Here is a 17,031-nt window from a genome sequence, read left to right as displayed (position 1 = left end):
ACACCCATGTCGACATTCGGTCCAGAGTACGTTCGCGCCATCGCCCCTTACCAGGCGGGCAAACCCATCGCTGAAGTCGCCCGCGAGTTCGGCCTCGACGAAGCGGCCATCGTCAAGCTCGCCTCCAACGAAAACCCCTTCGGCGTACCCGAGTCGAGCAAGGCCGCCATGGCGCAGGCCATGCTCGAGCTGGGCCGCTATCCGGACGCCAATGGTTTCGAGCTGAAAGCGGCGCTGGCCGCGCGCTACGACGTGCCGGCCGACTGGATCACGCTGGGCAACGGCAGCAACGACATCCTCGAAATCGCCGCCCACGCCTTTGTGCAAAAGGACGAGTCGGTCGTCTTCGCGCAGTATTCGTTCGCCGTATACGCGCTCGCCACCCAGGGCGTGGGCGCGCGCGCGATCGTCGTCCCTGCCGTGAACTATGGCCACGACCTCGCTGCGATGGCTGCCGCCATCGAACCCGACACGCGCCTGCTGTATGTCGCCAACCCGAACAACCCGACCGGCACCTTTATCAAAGCGGCCGAGATCGAAGCCTTCCTGAAGGCGGTCCCGGCCCACGTCATCGTCGTGCTCGACGAAGCCTATAACGAATACCTGGCGCCCGAACACCAGTTCGAATCGAGCCAGTGGGTGCGCAAATACCCGAACCTGGTGGTGTCGCGCACCTTCTCCAAGGCCTATGGCCTGGCCGGCCTGCGGGTTGGCTTCGCGATCGCCCAGCCCCAGGTGACCGACCTGATGAACCGCGTGCGCCAGCCCTTCAACGTCAATTCGCTGGCGCAGGCCGCCGCGATCGCCGCGCTGAACGACAAGGCTTTTCTCGCCAGGGGCGCGCAGAACAATGCCGAGGGCTACCAGCAACTAATTGCCGCCTTCGAGGAACTCGGCCTGGAATACGTGCCCTCGTTCGGCAACTTCGTGCTGGTGCGCGTCGGCCAGGACGACGGCGCCGGCGCACGCGTCAACCTCGCCTTGTTGAAGCAGGGCGTGATCGTGCGTCCGGTGGCGGGCTACGGCTTGCCGCAATGGCTGCGCATCTCGATCGGGCTGCCGCGGGAGAACGCGGCCTTCATCGAAGCACTGAAAAAGGCAATCGCTTAAATGCTCGGCAAGGTCGTCGTCATCGGGGTCGGGCTGATCGGCGGCTCCTTTGCGCTGGCGCTGAAAAAAGCCGGCGCCGCGCGCCAGATCGTCGGCATGGAGCGCTCGCCTGCGGCATTGGAGCGCGCGCTGGCCCTGGGCATCGTCGACAGCATCACCACCAGCGCGGGGGAAGCGCTGGACGGGGCCGACCTGGTGCTGCTGGCCGCGCCGGTGGCGCAAACCGGGCCGATCCTGACTGCGCTGCTGCCGCAGCTCGCGCCTGGCACCATCGTCACCGACGCCGGCAGCACCAAGGGCGACGTGGTGGCGGCGGCGCGCGCCATCCTCGGTGCGCGCGTGCACCAGTTCGTGCCGGGCCACCCGATCGCCGGGCGCGAGTCGAACGGGCCGGATGCGGCGATCTCCGACCTCTACCACGGTAAAAAGGTCGTCATTACGCCGCTGGCGGAAAACGCGCCGGGCGACGTCGGCCTGGTGGCGGCGGCCTGGCGCCTGTGTGGCGCGCAGGTGCATACCTTGAGTCCGGAACAGCACGACAGCGTGTTTGCCGCCGTAAGCCACCTGCCGCACCTGCTGGCCTATGCGCTGGTCGACGACCTCGCCCGCAAACCGGATGCCGACTTGCTGTTCCAGTACGCCGCCAGCGGTTTCCGCGACTTCACCCGCATCGCCGGCTCCTCGCCCGAAATGTGGCGCGACATCAGCCTGGCAAACCGGGATGCCCTGCTCGGCGAGCTCGATGCTTATCTGGCACAATTGACAGCATTGCGCGCCATGCTGGCTGCGGGCGACGGTCCCGGGCTGGAAGCGGTCTACGCCAACGCCCAGCGCGCGCGCCATGCCTGGACAGGAAACTAAATGACGCAGCAAAAGAAGCACTATCCCCAGCACATCGACCTGGCACCCGTCATGCATGTGGAGGGCAGGGTGCGCCTGCCGGGATCGAAAAGCATCTCGAACCGCACGCTGCTGCTCGCGGCGCTGGCCGACGGCAGCACGACCATCCACGACATGCTCGCTTCCGACGACACCCTGGTCATGCTGGGCGCGCTGCGCTCGCTCGGCATCAAGTGGGAAGAGATCGACGAGCGTTCCATCGTCGTGCACGGCCATGGCGGGGTCTTCCCGAACCACGAGGCGGACCTGTTCATGGGTAACGCCGGCACCGCGATCCGTCCGCTGACGGCGGCCCTCGGCGTCATCGGCGGCGACTACACCCTGCATGGCGTCTCGCGCATGCACGAGCGCCCGATCGGCGACCTGGTCGACGCCTTGAATGAGGTCGGCGCCCAGATCGAATACACGGGCGAACCCGGCTTTCCGCCGCTGCGCATCAAGCGCGGCCACATCACGGCCAACCGCATGGCGGTGCGCGGCAACGTCTCGAGCCAGTTCCTGACCGCGCTGTTGATGAGCGCGCCGCTGATGGCGCGCGGCCATGCGGTCACGATCGACGTCGTCGGCGAGCTGATTTCGAAACCGTATATCGAAATCACCCTGAATTTGATGCGCCGCTTCGGCGTGACGGTCGAGCAGAACGGCTGGGCTTCGTTCACGGTGCAGCCCGGCCAGCGCTATGCCAGTCCGGGCAGCATCCACGTCGAGGGCGACGCCTCCTCGGCTTCCTACTTCCTGGCGGCCGGCGCCATCGGCGGCGGGCCGGTGCGGGTCGAGGGCGTGGGGCGCGACAGCATTCAGGGCGACGTGCGCTTCGCCGACGCCCTCGAGCGCATGGGCGCCATCGTCGAACGTGGCGACAACTGGATCGAAGCGCGCTCCGGCGGCGTATTGAAAGCGATCGACGCCGACTTCAACCACATTCCCGACGCCGCCATGACGATTGCCGTGGCCGCGCTGTACGCCGACGGCCCCAGCACGCTGCGCAACATCGCCAGCTGGCGCGTCAAGGAAACCGACCGCCTGGCGGCGATGGCGACCGAACTGCGCAAACTCGGGGCCGAGGTGGAAGAGGGCGCGGACTACCTGCGCATCACGCCGCCCGAGCAGCTGGCGGCCGCCACCATCGCTACCTACGACGACCACCGCATGGCGATGTGCTTTTCGCTCGCCACGCTGGACGGCAAGGCCAGGCGCGGCAACGCCATGCGGATCATGGACCCGGGCTGCGTCGCCAAGACCTTTCCCGACTATTTCGAGGCGTTTGCCTCCATCGCACGCGACGAACTGTTTTAAGCAACTGACACCGAGATCAACCCCATGCCCAATTCCCATATCCCCGTCATCACGATCGACGGCCCGACCGCTTCCGGCAAGGGCACGGTCGCGGCCCGGGTTGCCGAACGGCTCGACTTCCACCTGCTCGATTCGGGCGCCTTGTACCGCCTGACGGCCTTGTCCGCCACACGCGCCGGCATCAGCCTCGACGATGAACCGGGCGTGGCCCAGATCGCCGCGGCCTTGCCGGCAAGTTTTGCGAACGGCGGTATTTTCCTGGAGGGGGAAGAGGTGGGCGAAACGATCCGCGCCGAGGAGGTTGGCAACAATGCGTCGAAGATCGCAGCCTTCCCCGGCGTGCGCCAGGCCCTTTATGAATTGCAGCTGGGCTTCCGGCGGGCGCCGGGCCTGGTGGCCGATGGGCGTGACATGGGCACGGTGATATTTCCTAGCGCCAAGCTCAAAGTATTCTTGACGGCAAGCGTCGAGGCACGCGCCCAACGCCGATATAAGCAATTGATAGACAAAGGGATTTCTGCTAACATGGAAGACCTGCTCGGAGATTTGCAGGCGCGCGACGACCGCGACACCCATCGCACCGTCGCCCCGTTGATCCCCGCGGAAGGCGCATACATCCTCGATACCTCGGAGATGACAGTCGATGTGGCAGTGGAGCAAGTGCTTCACTGGTACGGCTTGCTGTGAATGCATTGTTGTAAACCGTAGTAAAAGTGCCCCCGCGGCCTAGTGCGGGGGTGTGGTTCAACCTGACCCAGTTCAGTTCCGCACCATCGCCGGTTCTGCTGGTTAACTTGTAAAACACACTCTATATGTCAATCGAAACGACCCAAGCTTCCGGTATGGAAAGCTTCGCAGCCCTCTTCGAGGAATCCCTGTCGCGTCAAGATATGCGTTCGGGCGAAGTCATTTCCGCCGAAGTCGTGCGTCTGGATCACAACTTCGTGATCGTCAACGCCGGTCTGAAGTCGGAAGCTTTCATTCCAATCGAAGAATTCAAGAATGACCAGGGCGAACTGGAAGTTGCTGTCGGCGACTTCGTTTCCGTGGCCATCGAATCGCTGGAAAATGGTTTCGGCGATACCATCCTGTCGCGCGACAAGGCCAAGCGCCTGGCATCGTGGCTGGCTCTGGAAAAAGCAATGGAATCGGGCGAGATCGTCACCGGTACCGTCAACGGTAAAGTCAAGGGCGGCCTGACCGTCCTGACCAACGGCATCCGCGCATTCCTGCCGGGTTCGCTGGTCGACACCCGTCCGGTCAAGGACACCACCCCGTTCGAAGGCAAGACCCTCGAATTCAAGGTCATCAAGCTCGACCGCAAGCGTAACAACGTCGTCCTGTCGCGCCGCGCCGTCATCGAAGCATCGATGGGCGAAGAGCGCCAGAAGCTGATGGAAACGCTGAAGGAAGGCACCGTCGTCACCGGCGTCGTCAAGAACATCACCGACTACGGCGCGTTCGTGGACCTGGGTGGCATCGACGGCCTGCTGCACATCACCGACCTGGCATGGCGTCGCGTGCGTCACCCGTCGGAAGTGCTGTCGGTTGGCCAGGAAATCACCGCCAAGGTCCTCAAGTACGACCAGGAAAAGAACCGTGTCTCGCTGGGCGTCAAGCAGCTGGGCGACGACCCATGGACCGGCCTGTCGCGTCGTTACCCACAGAGCACCCGCCTGTTCGGTAAAGTCACGAACCTCACCGACTACGGCGCATTCGTCGAAGTCGAGCAGGGCATCGAAGGCCTGGTCCACGTGTCGGAAATGGACTGGACCAACAAGAACGTGGCCCCGAACAAAGTCGTGCAGCTCGGCGACGAAGTCGAAGTCATGGTCCTGGAAATCGACGAAGAGCGTCGCCGTATCTCGCTGGGCATGAAGCAGTGCAAGGCGAACCCATGGGACGACTTCGGCATGACCCACAAGAAGGGCGACAAAGTCCGTGGTTCGATCAAGTCGATCACCGACTTCGGCGTGTTCATCGGCCTGCCAGGCAACATCGATGGCCTGGTGCACCTGTCGGACCTGTCGTGGACCGAAGCCGGCGAAGAAGCCGTGCGTCGCTTCAAGAAGGGTGACGAACTCGAAGCCGTCGTGCTGGCCATCGATGTCGAGCGCGAGCGTGTTTCGCTGGGCGTCAAGCAGCTCGAAGGCGACCCGTTCAACAACTTCGCAGCCATGAACGACAAGGGCTCGCTGGTCACCGGTACCGTCAAGTCGGTTGAGCCAAAAGGCGCTGTCATTTCGCTGAGCGAAGAAGTCGAAGGCTACCTGCGCGCTTCGGAAATCGCACGTGACCGCGTTGAAGATGCCGGCACCCACCTGAAGGTCGGCGACTCGGTCGAAGCCCTGGTCATCAACATCGATCGCAAGGCTCGCAGCATCCAGCTGTCGATCAAGGCGAAAGACAATGTCGAGACCCAGGAAGCGATGACCAAGCTGTCGAACTCGAGCGACAACAACAGCGCAGCCACCGGCACCACCAGCCTGGGCGCACTGTTGAAGGCCAAGTTCGATAACAAGAACTAATTAGTTCCGCTTGAGGCGAACAGATGACCAAGTCCGAGCTGATCGCACGACTGGCTGAGCGTTATTCTCAGCTGGTCGCCAAAGATGCCGAGTATGCTGTCAAGACCATCCTCGACGCGATGACGAACGCCCTGGCGACCGGCCAGCGCATCGAGATCCGTGGTTTCGGCAGCTTTGCACTCAACAGCCGTCCGCCCCGCATCGGCCGCAACCCGAAGTCCGGCGACAAGGTGATGGTGCCCGAAAAACGGGTGCCTCACTTCAAGCCGGGCAAGCAGTTGCGCGAACGGGTCGACGCAATGGTCGGGCAACCGATTATTGAAGACTGAGGTCGTCTGCAGCGCAGGCAACAAGAACGGCATCCGCGAGGGTGCCGTTTTTTTTCGTCGCCGCTCGTCTTTGAAATTAATGTGCGGATATGCGACACTGCGCCTTTGTCTCTCCCACCGCCAGGCCCACCTGATGAAATTTGTTTCCACCATCGCGGGATTTATCCTGTTCGTCCTGTTTTTCGGCTTTGCGCTGAAAAACACCCAGGAAGTTGACCTGAACTTTTTCCTCGGTTACGAACTGCGCGGTCCGCTCGTGCTGATGCTGCTGGCCTTTTTTATCGCCGGCGCCGCCCTCGGCATCCTGGCCCTGGCGCCGACGGTGTTTCGCCACCGGCGCCAGGCCTCGCAGTACAAGAACACCGTGCAAGCCCTGCAAAGCGCCGCCGGCACCGGCGTGGCCCAGCCGGTGGCGGACGCGGTCCCGCTCAGCCCACGCTAATCAATCAATAATAAGAACTCAATGGAAGCTGAACTCTGGTGGCTGCTCGCCGTCCCCGTTTTTTTTGGCCTCGGCTGGATCGCCGCCCGGGTCGACATCAAACAACTCCTGTCCGAATCGCGCACCCTGCCGCGGGCCTATTTCAAGGGCCTGAACCTGCTGCTCAACGACCAGCCCGATAAAGCCATCGACGCCTTCATCGAGATCGTCACGCTCGACCCGGAAACGGCCGACATGCACTTCGCACTCGGCAACCTGTTCCGCCGGCGCGGCGAAATCGAACGCGCCATCCGCGTCCACCAGAACCTGCTGGCCCGGCCCGACCTGCCGCTGGAACAGCGCACCCAGGCCCAGTACGAGCTCGGCATGGATTACCTGAAGGCGGGCCTGCTGGACCGGGCCGAGGAAACCTTCAATGGCCTGGTCGAGAGTTCCTACAGCGTGCAGGCGCGCCGCTCCTTGCTCGAGATTTACCAGCGCGAAAAGGAATGGAGCCGTGCCATCGAGGCGGCGACCGGCCTGCAGGCCTCCGGCGCCGGCGCTCGTCAAAAAGAAATTGCCCAGTTCTATTGCGAACTGGCCGACGACGCCCTCGTGCGCAGCGACCTGGCCGATGCCATGGCGCTGCTGGACAAGGCCCTCCATGCCGACCGCAACAGCGTGCGTGCGACCATGCTGGTCGGCGACGTGCTGCTCGGCCAGGGCGACGCCGAAGCGGCGATCACGGTCTGGAAGCGGGTCGAGCAGCAAAGCGTGCCGCACGTGGCCCTGGTGGCCGGGCGCCTGATGGATGCCTACCGCCGCGTCGGCCGGCCGCAGGAAGGCGTCAACCTCTTGCGCTCCTACCTGGCGGAAGCGTCATCGATTGACCTGGTCGATGTCGTCTTCAAGGCCGTGATTGAACTCGACGGCGTCGACGCTGCCAAACAACTGGTGATCGACGAACTGCGCCGCAACCCGACCCTGCTGGGCCTGGACAAGCTGCTGGAAGCGCGCCTGATGGACGCCCCGGCCCATATCTGGGAAGAGTTGTCGATGGTGAAGAACCTGATCCACGGCTATACGGCCAAGCTGGCGCGCTACCAGTGCAGCCAGTGCGGCTTCAAGGCGCGCCAGTACTACTGGCAATGCCCGGGCTGCAATAACTGGGAAACCTATCCGCCGCGCCGTACCGAAGAACTGACTGTGATGAACTAGGGTCATGAACACATCTACCCCCAACCGCCTGCTCTCGAACGCGGACTACCTCCATACCGCCGCCCCGCGGCTCGACAACGTACGCATGCTGGTGGTCGGCGACGTCATGCTCGACCGCTACTGGTTCGGCGAGGTCTCGCGCATTTCACCCGAGGCGCCGGTGCCGGTGGTGCGCATCGAGCGGCGCGAGGAGCGCCTCGGCGGCGCCGCCAACGTTGCCCGCAACGCCGCCGCGCTGGGCGCCCACAGCGGCCTGCTGGGCGTTGTCGGGGCCGATGAGGCCGGCGCCTCGGTCGAAGCCCTGCTGCGCGACTCCAGCATCCACAGCTACCTCAAGCGCGACGAGGCGATCTCCACCATCATCAAGCTGCGCGTCATCGGCCGCCAGCAGCAAATGGTGCGCATCGACTTCGAGGACGCGCCCACCGACGCGGTGCTGCGCGACAAGCTGACCCAGTTCCGCGCCTTGCTCTCGGACTACGACGTGCTGATCTTCTCGGACTACAACAAGGGCAGCCTGGTCAACGTCGCCGAAATGATCGGCGCCGCCCGCGCAGCCGGCAAGATCGTGATGGTCGATCCGAAGGGCGACGATTTCTCGCCTTACGCGGGCGCCAGCATCCTCACGCCCAACAAATCCGAACTGCGGCGCGTGGTCGGCAACTGGAAGAGCGAAGAACAGCTGACCGCCAAAGCGCAGGCGCTGCGCATCGAACTTGGCCTGGAAGCGCTGCTGCTGACGCGATCGGAAGAGGGCATGAGCCTGTACACCGCAGGCGAAACCCTGCACGTGCACGCCGACGCGCGCGAGGTCTACGACGTCTCGGGCGCGGGCGACACCGTGATTGCCACCATGGCCGCCATGCTCGGCGCCGGCGCACCGCTCGACGTGGCGCTGGCGACGGCGAACCGGGCGGGGGGCATCGTGGTGGGCAAGCTGGGGACAGCCACCGTCACCCGCGAGGAATTGTTCGCAGGGTAGGGTGGGCGGCTACGCCGCTCACGCGTTCAACAAGCGCAAGATCATCCACGCATGTATTTAAACGTGGTTTGAACGCGTGAGCGGGAGACCCGCCCACCCTACGTTGACCAGGCTCAAACGTGCAAGGTCAACAAGCTCCTCCATGAAGCGTTAAGCGCTGGTGGCCGGCATCCGCCGTCCATTTCCCGCACATGGAGAGATTCGATGATCAAGAAACTGATGCTTGCCGTTGCCATGCTGGTCGCCTCGACCGGCTTTGCCTTTGCCCAGGTCGACATCAACAAGGCTGACGCAGCCGCGCTCGATGGCGTGAAGGGCGTCGGCCCCAGCATGTCGAAAGCGATCCTGGACGAGCGCGCCAAGGGCGAGTTCAAGGACTGGGCCGATTTCCAGAAACGCGTCAAGGGCGTCGGCGACAAGAAGGCGGCCAAGCTGTCCGAAGCCGGCCTGCAGGTGAACGGCAAGGGCAAGGAAGGCGCGGCCGTCGCGAACGCGGGAGCCACCGCGAGCAAGCCGGCCAAGGTGCTGCCGGTCGCCAAGGAAGCCAAGGCCAAGCCGGCCGAGGACAAGACCACGATGTAAGCTGCAGCAGGCAAGACCGGCCGGCACCCGAAGGGCGTGCCGGCCGCCGTCGACAAGGATTTTTTGCATGTAAATACTGCAGGCGACGGGGTATGCATGAGAAGATATGCTGCTTGATTGAAGCGCAACGATTCCAGGGATTCTCATGCCGAAACTCCGCCTCACCGCCAGCCTCGCCGGTGGTCTTATTACCGCATTGTTCGCCACCACGACCTACGCCGCACCCGCAAGCCCGGACGTATCCCGCCGCCAGCCCCAGATCGACAAGATCGTCGCCGAAATTTCGTCCAAGCGCATCGACGGCTACATCCGCAAGCTGGTCAGCTTCGAGACGCGCCACACGATGTCCGACACCGTATCGGAGACCCGCGGCATCGGCGCCGCGCGCCGCTGGATCAAGGCCGAGCTCGAGCGCTGCGGCGCCGGCACCGCCCTGCAAGTTGCCTTCGACAGCCATATTTCCCCGGTATCGGCGCGCATCTCGCGCCCGACCGAAATCGTCAACGTGGTCGCCACGCTGCCGGGCACCCAGGAGGCGTCGAAAGAGCGCCTGTACGTCGTCAGCGGCCACTATGATTCCCGGAATACCGACGTGATGGACGCGAACGGCGCAGCGCCGGGCGCAAACGACGACGCCTCGGGCACCGCCGCCGTCATGGAAATGGCCTGCGTGATGGCCAAGTACAAATTCGACGCCACCCTCGTCTTCATGGCCGTTGCCGCCGAAGAGCAGGGCTTGCTGGGCGCCGGCCACTGGGCCAAGCAGGCACGCGCGAAAAACCTGAACGTCGCCGGCATGTTCACCAACGACATCATCGGCAGCTCGCGCGCCGACGACGGCCGCATCGACAACAAGCAGGTGCGCCTGTTCGCGCAAAGCGTGCCGGCCACCAAGGAAATGAGCGACGCCGTGCGCACTCTGCTGGCCACCGGCGGCGAGAACGATTCGATCTCGCGCCAGCTCGCACGCCATACCAAGGAGCTGGGCGAGCGCTATGTGAAGGGCTTCAAGGTCAACATCATCAACCGCCATGACCGCTACCTGCGCGGCGGCGACCACATGCCTTTCCTGGAGCAGGGCTATGCCGCGCTGCGCTTCTCCGAGCCGAACGAGGACTTCGCGCACCAGCACCAGAACCTGCGCACCGAAGACGGCAAGGTGTATGGCGACCTGATGGAGTTCGTCGACGTCGACTACATCGCCAAAGTCACCAAGGTAAATGCGGCCACCTTGTCCTCGCTGGCCCTGGCGCCGGCGGCGCCGCAGGCGGTCAAGGTGCGTACCGACAAGCTGACCAACGACACCACCCTGGTGTGGCAGGCGAATGGCGAACCGGACGTCGCCGGGTACCGCGTCGTCTGGCGCGAGACGACCGCCGCCAACTGGCAGGGTTCCAGGATGGTCGGCAACGTCAACGAAGCCACCATCAAGCTGTCGAAGGACAATTACTTCTTCGGTGTACAGGCGCTGGACAAGGATGGCAACGTGAGCGTGGCGAGTTACCCGCTGCCGCTGCGCTGATCGCCAGCCCCGTCGTCATACGCTCTCTTGCTTCTCCGATTAAAATGGCGGATTAAAGATCTGCAAGAGAGCAATCATGGCCTACAAGACCATCGAAGATACGATTGGCAATACCCCGCTGGTGCAGCTGGTGCGCCTGCCCGGCGCGGATGCGGCTGCCCGCAATAACATCATCCTCGGCAAGCTCGAAGGCAACAATCCGGCCGGCTCCGTCAAGGACCGCGCCGCAATGTCGATGCTGGTGCACGCCGAAGAGCGCGGCCAGATCAAGCCGGGCGACACCATCATCGAGGCGACCTCGGGCAACACTGGCATCGCCCTGGCCATGGCCGCCGCCATTCGCGGCTACAAGATGCTGCTGCTGATGCCCGACAACCTGTCGATCGAACGGCGCCAGAGCATGGCGGCGTATGGCGCCCAGATCGTGCTCACGCCCAAGACGGGCGGCATGGAATACGCCCGCGACATGGCCGAGCAGATGCAAAAGGAAGGCAAGGGCATCATCCTCGACCAGTTCGCCAACCAGGACAATCCGCGCGCCCATTATGAAAGCACGGGCCCGGAAATCTGGCGCGACACGGAGGGACGCGTGACCCATTTCGTCAGCGCCATGGGCACCACCGGCACCATCATGGGCGTGTCGCGTTACCTGAAGGAACAGAACGAGGCGGTGCGTATCATCGGCGCCCAGCCCGAGGAAGGCTCGTCGATTCCGGGTATCCGCAAGTGGCCGCAGGCTTACCTGCCGAAGATCTACGACAAGGCGCGCGTGGACCAGGTGGAAAATGTCAGCCAGGCGGCGGCCGAGCACATGGCGCGCCGGATGGCGGCGGAAGAGGGCATCTTCTGCGGGATTTCGGCTGCCGGTGCATGCGAAGTGGCGCTGCGGATATCGCAGACGATGGAAAACGCCACGATCGTGTTCATCGTCTGCGACCGTGGCGACCGCTACCTGTCGACTGGCGTGTTTCCTGCCTGACGATCAGCAAAAAAGCAGGCAATAAAAAACGGGGCAAGCCCCGTTTTTTTTTTGATCCTGCTAATCGCAATTACTCGCCGGCGGAAGGCGAGGCGCCTTCTTTTGGCTTGAACTGCTTGTCGCTGATGCGGAACTTGTTGCGGCGGTCGCCCATCAGATAACGCAGGTCGCGAATCGACAGGTCGCTCACTTCATGCATGCGGATCAGGAGCGATGCGCCAACCGGCAAGCGATGGTGGCGGATCTTCGAGATGACCGGCGGTGCTACTTCGAGTGCACGCGACAGTGCTGCGTCGTTCTTCAGGCGCAGGTTCTCGATCAGGGTATCCAGCAGACGGTTCGGGTTGTATTGCAACAGTTCATCCGACTCCGCATCGCTGTTCATATCAATGCCGACTTGGTTTGTCATGATCTCAAAAATTCCTATGTGGGTTACGGAAAGTCGCTAGCGGCGTTTCGATTCCGGAAGTAATTACGATAAAATCTACTCAATTGTACAACTAATTCCGGCAGTGGTACTTATGAGCAATAAATTTCGGTGCGAAGCCAAGGCTCTGTTGTCTAATCGCAACAATAGCCGCATTGCAATTCTCTCACAAACTCACTGAAAAAATAATTGTTTTTTCGTTAAATTGAAGTGTAGAGGAAACACGTGTTGCGCGACGCACGTTTCAAAGTGATATGCCTGATTGATAAGATCAAGGGGAGTATGCCGAGCCGGTGAATGTTTCCATGGAGTACAGAAAACCAGGCTGGATGCGATACACCGGGGGAGTACCCGGTGTTGAGCGTATTGCAATGCGGAAGAGACTGCCTGCGGTGCTTACATGCTGTTACAAGTTTCCTGCTCTACAAGCCCTGTAGCAGGCGCGCGGCACGGACGGCGCGGCCGAGATCGATGACCGACATCGCGTAGAAATAACTGCGGTTATATTTTGTAATCGCAAAGAAATTGTCGGTGGCGACCCAGTATTCCGTCGGCTCCGCACCGTTTTGCAGGTCGACCAGGCCGTACAGGCGGGCTGGGTCGAGCGGCGAGGCGGCGCTCACGCCAGCCGCTTGCAGCTCGGCCGGGCTCAGGGTCGCGGCCAGGCCGCGTCCGAGCAGAGCTTCCCAGGCCAGGTGCGGCGCCACAGTGGCGCGGATCGCGGCGGGACCGGTGTCGCGCGGTGTCCAGCCGTGATTGACCAGGAAGTTGGCGACGCTGCCGATGGCGTCGCTCGTGGAGCTGCGCAGGTCGACCTGGCCATCGCCGTCGAAGTCGACGCCATATTTCAGGATATTGCCGGGCATGAATTGCGGCAGGCCGACGGCGCCGGCAAACGAGCCGAGCAGCGTGAACGGGTCGATCTTTTCGCTGCGCGCCAGCAGCAGGGCCTGCTCGAGCTCGCTGCGGAAAAACACGCTGCGCGCAGCCTGGTTCGGCGCTTCCGGATAAGCAAACGCCAGGGTGCTCAGGGTGTCGATGACGCGGAAGCGCCCGGTGTCGCGGCCGTAAACGGTTTCCACGCCGATGATGCCGGCGATGATCTCGGCCGGCACGCCATAGGTGGCTTCGGCGCGGGCCAGGGCGGCTGCGTTCTCGTTCCAGAAGCGCACGCCGGCAGCGACCCGGATCGGCTCGATGAAGCGCGAACTATACGCCTGCCAATTCTTCGGCTTGCCCGGCGGTGCGGGTTTCACCAGTTGCACCGCGGACTCGACGAAGCGTGCCTGGCGCATCACGTTTTCCAGTTCGGTGCGATCGAGGCCATGCTTGGCGACCATCTCGTCGATGAAGTCGCGCACGGCCTGCCATTCGCCGAAATTCACCGTCTCGCCCGCGTAGTCGATGGCGCCGATGGCGCCGATCGCGCCCACGGCGGCGACGGCAGGGACAAGCACTGTCTTGACGATGGGGGCGAACTTCACTGGCGTGCTCCTGGCAGGCTTGGCCTGGATTTTCTTGGCTGCCTTGGCCTTGGCCTTGCTGGCGGCGCGGGTTTTCTCAGGCTGGTTCCTGGCGGCCGCGTTGGCATCGAGGACCGGTGTTGCTGCAAGCAGGAATGCGGCGAGAAGTGGTGCAAGAAGTGGTGCGGAAAATGTCATCTGACTTGCGAAAGTAGGCGCTTCAGGGTCGGGGCGGGATGCTCGTGGCTGCTGCGCGGCGCATAACGCCAGGCGCCGTAGGTGGCCAGGAATTCGACGGCGGCCGCGGCAAGCTGTGGCGCCAGCCGGCCCGCCTGTGCGGCTGCCGCGACATCGGCGGCATACGCGGACGGGCTCTGGTCCGCCGCGCGCGGCAGGCCCATTCGGGCCAGGCGCGCGCACAGGGCCGAGTATAACGCATCGATCGGATCGATTTCCCTGCGCCGCCGCAAAGTTCTCAGGAGCAACAACACACTTGCCAGGATGGCCAGAGCGAGCGGCGTGCGCCAGTCCAGCATGGAGGCCTGCACGCGCTCGACCAGTCCGCGCTGGCGCTCCGGTGAATAGTTCAGCACCCACTGGTTCCAGCCATTGTTCATGGCGCTGAAGGCGTAGCGCATCTGCGCCAGCCATGGATAGCTGTCGGCGTCGAAGCGCATCAGGCGGCCCAGGCCCTCGAAGCCGAAGGGCGCCGGCGGCGGGATGGCCTCGTTCAGGCTGCGCCGCACGCGTTCCGGGGCCACGGCCGCGGTCGGATCGACCCGCACCCAGCCGCGCCGTGCCAGCCAGACTTCGGCCCAGGCATGGGCGTCGGACTGGCGCACGGTGACGTAGCCGTCGATGGGATTGAGCTCGCCCCCCTGGTAGCCGGTGACCACCCGCGCCGGCACCCCGGCCGCGCGCATCAGGAATACGAAGCTGCCTGCGAAATGCTCGCAGAACCCGGCGCGGCTGCCGTACAGGAAGTCGTCGACGGCGTGCCGTCCCAGCAGCGGCGGGTTGAGCGTATACACATAGGGTTCACGCCGAAAACTGGCAAGGACAGCCACGACGCGCGCGCGCGGGTCGGGTTCGGCGCGCAGCGCCAGCCCGGCCATCAGTGCGCGCGGATTGCTGTTGCCCGGTAATTGCAGCCATTGGTTGGCCTCGTCCGGCAGGCTGGCCGCTTGCAGGCGGTAATCGACGAAGGATTCCATCCGGTAGCGCAGGCGCGCCGCGACCGGGAAGGCGCTGGTGAGCTCGGCTTCGCGGGAGAACTGCGCCAGGTTGCCGTCCAGCGCAGGCAGGTGCCGCGGCATCTCGAGCGCGAACAGCCAGCGGCTCTGGCTGGGCATGGGTTCGAGCGTCACTTCATAGCCGACCGGCTTGCCGCCAACCGACAGCGCCAGCTGGGAAGGCCCCGGCGCCGAAGGGGTGGAAGGCCGGACGCGGGTCCAGGTGCGGCCGTCGTAATCGGCCAGCACCGGGCCGCGCCAGTACAGCTGCTCCTGCGGCGGCGGAGCGCCGTCGAAACGGACGCGGAAGGCCGGCTCGCCGGACTGCGCCAGATTCGCCATGGTGCCCGGCGCCATCGTCTCGGACAGCCCCGAGCGCGCGCTGACGGCGTCGCCCGGCATGCCCCAGAGCGGCCCTTCGATGCGCGGGAACAGGAAAAACAGGCTTGCGGCCAGCGGCACGGCCAGGCCGAGGATGCGGGCGCTCATCAGGAAACGCCGGCCCAGCGGCGGCACCGCGCCGCTGAACTGGAAACTCATCTGGGCGGTCAGCAGGGCCAGGACCGACAGGGCCATCAACAGCGCGGTGCCGATGCCCTGTTCGTAGAAGAAGTTGGTGAGCACCAGGAAGAAGCACAGGAACACGACCACGAACAGGTCGCGCCGCGCATGCATTTCCAGCATCTTGAAGGCCACCAGCAGCACCAGCATCGCCACGCCGGGGTCGCGCCCGAGCACCGTCTGGTAGCTATGCGCGACGCCCACCATGGCCAGGCCCGCCAGCGGCAGCAGCAGTATCGAGGAGGGCATGCGCTTGCCCTGCAGCGTGATGGTGGCGCGCCACAGCAAGGTCAGCAGGCACAGCGCCGACACCCACAGCGGCAGGTGCGCGGTGTGCGGCGCCAGCACCAGCAGGGCGCTGGCGAGCAGCAGCAGGGTGTCGGCCTTGTCGCGCGACAGCGGCGGCATGGCGGCAAAGCGCGCCAGCAGCGCCTTCATCGCGCCCCTCGGCCGTACAGGGCGAGCGCGCGCAGGCAGGCCGCGGCGTGGGCCGCGCCGCTGGCCGCGTCATAGGCGTCGTCGCCGGCCCGGAAGGCATACGGCAGGGCGCGCGCTTCGGCGTCCAGCACCCAGCGCGTCATGCGCGAGAGGCGCAGTTCGAGGTCGAGGTGGGGCGCCAGGCTGGCCAGGTCGAGCGTCAGCTGGTCGTGCGCGCCGCCCTCGAAATGCTTGGTGGCGAGCTGGCCGCCGTCCAGCGGGTCGAGCCGCGCGATCTGGCGCCAGGCCAGGCGGCGCAGCGGATCGCCCGCGCGGTAGGGACGGACCCCGGCAAAATCGTCTTCGCCGGCGCGGCCCACGCCGTCCAGGCGGCCGGGGGCGCCCGCATCCTGCGGCAGCGGCGGCACGCCTTCTTCGGGAAACGGGTAGACCAGCGCCTGCAAATCCGGGCGCCAGTAGCTCCAGGCGCGAAACAGCCCGAGCGGAAAGCGGGTGGAAAGCGTCAGGCGTGGCGCTTCGAACCAGCCCCGGCTTTCCGTGGGCATGGCCAGGCGCACCGTGCTGCTGCCGAGGGCGGCGACGTCGACCACATGGTGCGCATTCCTGCCATCGGCGCTGGTGGCGATATCGATCGACACGGCATACCGCGCGCGCGCCGTGGTATTGACCAGTTGCAGTTCGAAAGCCGCTTCCTGGCCGGCGAACACGGGCGCCGCGCGCACCGGCTTCAGGCGCAGGTGGGCCAGGTTGCGCCAGGTGAGCACCATGTCGACCAGCGCGCACGACAAGGCCAGGAAGGTCAGCGCGAACCCCAGGCCGAGTTTGTAGTTGATCGAGCCCACCAGCAGCACCAGCAAGAGCGCGCCGAAGCCCAGCCCCGGCCCGGTCGGCAGGATGTAGATGCGGCGCTGGCCGAGGAAGAGTTCACCCTTGTCGCGAGCGGCCGAGCGGCGCCAGCCCATGCTGCGGCGGCGCAGCCAGTCGCCGACCCGGCCGGGCGTTGCGGGCGCCTGCGCAAGGGGCTGGTCCATGGGCTGGTGCAT

16 protein-coding genes are annotated in these 17,031 nt (G+C 64.6%); 12 read left to right on the top strand and 4 right to left on the bottom strand.

Going from position 1 to position 17,031, the window contains the following annotated elements:
- The first annotated feature begins 6 nt into the window (after positions 1-6).
- From hisC to cysM, 12 genes are all read left to right on the top strand, one after another.
- Positions 7-1,110, top strand: coding sequence for a histidinol-phosphate transaminase (gene hisC, locus AC56KZ_RS04915; protein WP_497160998.1), 1,104 nt, complete (start codon positions 7-9; stop codon positions 1,108-1,110).
- Positions 1,111-1,971 (top strand): prephenate dehydrogenase, encoded by an 861-nt coding sequence (locus AC56KZ_RS04910; RefSeq protein ID WP_497160997.1) that lies wholly within the window; start codon positions 1,111-1,113, stop codon positions 1,969-1,971.
- Complete coding sequence (aroA, locus tag AC56KZ_RS04905; protein ID WP_497160996.1) at positions 1,972-3,306, top strand: 3-phosphoshikimate 1-carboxyvinyltransferase; 1,335 nt, start codon at positions 1,972-1,974, stop codon at positions 3,304-3,306. It begins immediately after the preceding gene.
- A 24-nt stretch (positions 3,307-3,330) separates the two neighbouring features.
- Positions 3,331-3,993: a (d)CMP kinase gene (gene cmk / locus AC56KZ_RS04900; RefSeq protein ID WP_497160995.1), complete on the top strand. Its 663-nt coding sequence runs from the start codon at positions 3,331-3,333 to the stop codon at positions 3,991-3,993.
- 155 nt (positions 3,994-4,148) lie between these two features.
- Positions 4,149-5,834 (top strand): 30S ribosomal protein S1, encoded by a 1,686-nt coding sequence (gene rpsA / locus AC56KZ_RS04895; protein ID WP_497160994.1) that lies wholly within the window; start codon positions 4,149-4,151, stop codon positions 5,832-5,834.
- A 23-nt stretch (positions 5,835-5,857) separates the two neighbouring features.
- The gene (locus AC56KZ_RS04890) at positions 5,858-6,163 is read left to right on the top strand and encodes an integration host factor subunit beta (RefSeq protein ID WP_056344442.1); all 306 of its coding nucleotides are present in this window, start codon (positions 5,858-5,860) and stop codon (positions 6,161-6,163) included.
- Positions 6,164-6,296: 133 nt separating this feature from the next.
- Entirely contained in the window at positions 6,297-6,605 is a 309-nt protein-coding gene (locus AC56KZ_RS04885; protein WP_497160993.1) for a LapA family protein, read from the top strand.
- Positions 6,606-6,626: 21 nt separating this feature from the next.
- Positions 6,627-7,802: a lipopolysaccharide assembly protein LapB gene (gene lapB / locus AC56KZ_RS04880; protein ID WP_497160992.1), complete on the top strand. Its 1,176-nt coding sequence runs from the start codon at positions 6,627-6,629 to the stop codon at positions 7,800-7,802.
- A gap of 4 nt (positions 7,803-7,806) precedes the next feature.
- Positions 7,807-8,784, top strand: a complete 978-nt coding sequence (rfaE1, locus tag AC56KZ_RS04875; RefSeq protein WP_497160991.1) for a D-glycero-beta-D-manno-heptose-7-phosphate kinase — start codon at positions 7,807-7,809, stop codon at positions 8,782-8,784.
- A gap of 204 nt (positions 8,785-8,988) precedes the next feature.
- Positions 8,989-9,366 (top strand): ComEA family DNA-binding protein, encoded by a 378-nt coding sequence (locus tag AC56KZ_RS04870; protein ID WP_497160990.1) that lies wholly within the window; start codon positions 8,989-8,991, stop codon positions 9,364-9,366.
- Positions 9,367-9,511: 145 nt separating this feature from the next.
- On the top strand, positions 9,512-10,888 hold the full coding sequence (locus AC56KZ_RS04865; RefSeq protein ID WP_497160989.1) for a M28 family peptidase: 1,377 nt from the start codon (positions 9,512-9,514) through the stop codon (positions 10,886-10,888).
- Between the two features lie 76 nt (positions 10,889-10,964).
- Positions 10,965-11,867, top strand: a complete 903-nt coding sequence (cysM, locus tag AC56KZ_RS04860; RefSeq protein ID WP_497160988.1) for a cysteine synthase CysM — start codon at positions 10,965-10,967, stop codon at positions 11,865-11,867.
- 70 nt (positions 11,868-11,937) lie between these two features.
- Here cysM and AC56KZ_RS04855 read toward each other — a convergent pair whose 3' ends face one another.
- The 4 genes from AC56KZ_RS04855 to AC56KZ_RS04840 all read right to left on the bottom strand — a co-directional run bounded on the left by AC56KZ_RS04855 (position 11,938) and on the right by AC56KZ_RS04840 (position 17,019).
- Entirely contained in the window at positions 11,938-12,276 is a 339-nt protein-coding gene (locus AC56KZ_RS04855) for a hypothetical protein (RefSeq protein WP_379785934.1), read from the bottom strand.
- Positions 12,277-12,716: 440 nt separating this feature from the next.
- On the bottom strand, positions 12,717-13,955 hold the full coding sequence (gene mltB / locus AC56KZ_RS04850) for a lytic murein transglycosylase B (RefSeq protein ID WP_497160987.1): 1,239 nt from the start codon (positions 13,953-13,955) through the stop codon (positions 12,717-12,719).
- Positions 13,952-15,988 (bottom strand): transglutaminase TgpA family protein, encoded by a 2,037-nt coding sequence (locus AC56KZ_RS04845; RefSeq protein WP_497160986.1) that lies wholly within the window; start codon positions 15,986-15,988, stop codon positions 13,952-13,954. The genes mltB and AC56KZ_RS04845 overlap by 4 nt, the downstream gene beginning before the upstream one ends.
- Positions 15,985-17,019 (bottom strand): DUF58 domain-containing protein, encoded by a 1,035-nt coding sequence (locus AC56KZ_RS04840; protein WP_497160985.1) that lies wholly within the window; start codon positions 17,017-17,019, stop codon positions 15,985-15,987. Before AC56KZ_RS04840 ends, AC56KZ_RS04845 begins: the two co-directional genes overlap by 4 nt.
- Positions 17,020-17,031: the final 12 nt, after the last annotated feature.

This window comes from Telluria sp. LT2P34 (assembly GCF_059685915.1).
Note: the sequence above shows the minus strand (reverse complement) of the source record. Positions and strands in the feature narration are given on the sequence as shown.

What these genes read in the sequence shown, in the direction of transcription:
- hisC (WP_497160998.1), top strand. Translation starts at nt 7, where the DNA reads ATGTCGACATTCGGTCCAGAGTACGTTCGCGCCATCGCCCCTTACCAG.
- AC56KZ_RS04910 (WP_497160997.1), top strand. Translation starts at nt 1,111, where the DNA reads ATGCTCGGCAAGGTCGTCGTCATCGGGGTCGGGCTGATCGGCGGCTCC.
- aroA (WP_497160996.1), top strand. Translation starts at nt 1,972, where the DNA reads ATGACGCAGCAAAAGAAGCACTATCCCCAGCACATCGACCTGGCACCC.
- cmk (WP_497160995.1), top strand. Translation starts at nt 3,331, where the DNA reads ATGCCCAATTCCCATATCCCCGTCATCACGATCGACGGCCCGACCGCT.
- rpsA (WP_497160994.1), top strand. Translation starts at nt 4,149, where the DNA reads ATGGAAAGCTTCGCAGCCCTCTTCGAGGAATCCCTGTCGCGTCAAGAT.
- AC56KZ_RS04890 (WP_056344442.1), top strand. Translation starts at nt 5,858, where the DNA reads ATGACCAAGTCCGAGCTGATCGCACGACTGGCTGAGCGTTATTCTCAG.
- AC56KZ_RS04885 (WP_497160993.1), top strand. Translation starts at nt 6,297, where the DNA reads ATGAAATTTGTTTCCACCATCGCGGGATTTATCCTGTTCGTCCTGTTT.
- lapB (WP_497160992.1), top strand. Translation starts at nt 6,627, where the DNA reads ATGGAAGCTGAACTCTGGTGGCTGCTCGCCGTCCCCGTTTTTTTTGGC.
- rfaE1 (WP_497160991.1), top strand. Translation starts at nt 7,807, where the DNA reads ATGAACACATCTACCCCCAACCGCCTGCTCTCGAACGCGGACTACCTC.
- AC56KZ_RS04870 (WP_497160990.1), top strand. Translation starts at nt 8,989, where the DNA reads ATGATCAAGAAACTGATGCTTGCCGTTGCCATGCTGGTCGCCTCGACC.
- AC56KZ_RS04865 (WP_497160989.1), top strand. Translation starts at nt 9,512, where the DNA reads ATGCCGAAACTCCGCCTCACCGCCAGCCTCGCCGGTGGTCTTATTACC.
- cysM (WP_497160988.1), top strand. Translation starts at nt 10,965, where the DNA reads ATGGCCTACAAGACCATCGAAGATACGATTGGCAATACCCCGCTGGTG.
- AC56KZ_RS04855 (WP_379785934.1), bottom strand. Translation starts at nt 12,276, where the DNA reads ATGACAAACCAAGTCGGCATTGATATGAACAGCGATGCGGAGTCGGAT.
- mltB (WP_497160987.1), bottom strand. Translation starts at nt 13,955, where the DNA reads ATGACATTTTCCGCACCACTTCTTGCACCACTTCTCGCCGCATTCCTG.
- AC56KZ_RS04845 (WP_497160986.1), bottom strand. Translation starts at nt 15,988, where the DNA reads ATGAAGGCGCTGCTGGCGCGCTTTGCCGCCATGCCGCCGCTGTCGCGC.
- AC56KZ_RS04840 (WP_497160985.1), bottom strand. Translation starts at nt 17,019, where the DNA reads ATGGACCAGCCCCTTGCGCAGGCGCCCGCAACGCCCGGCCGGGTCGGC.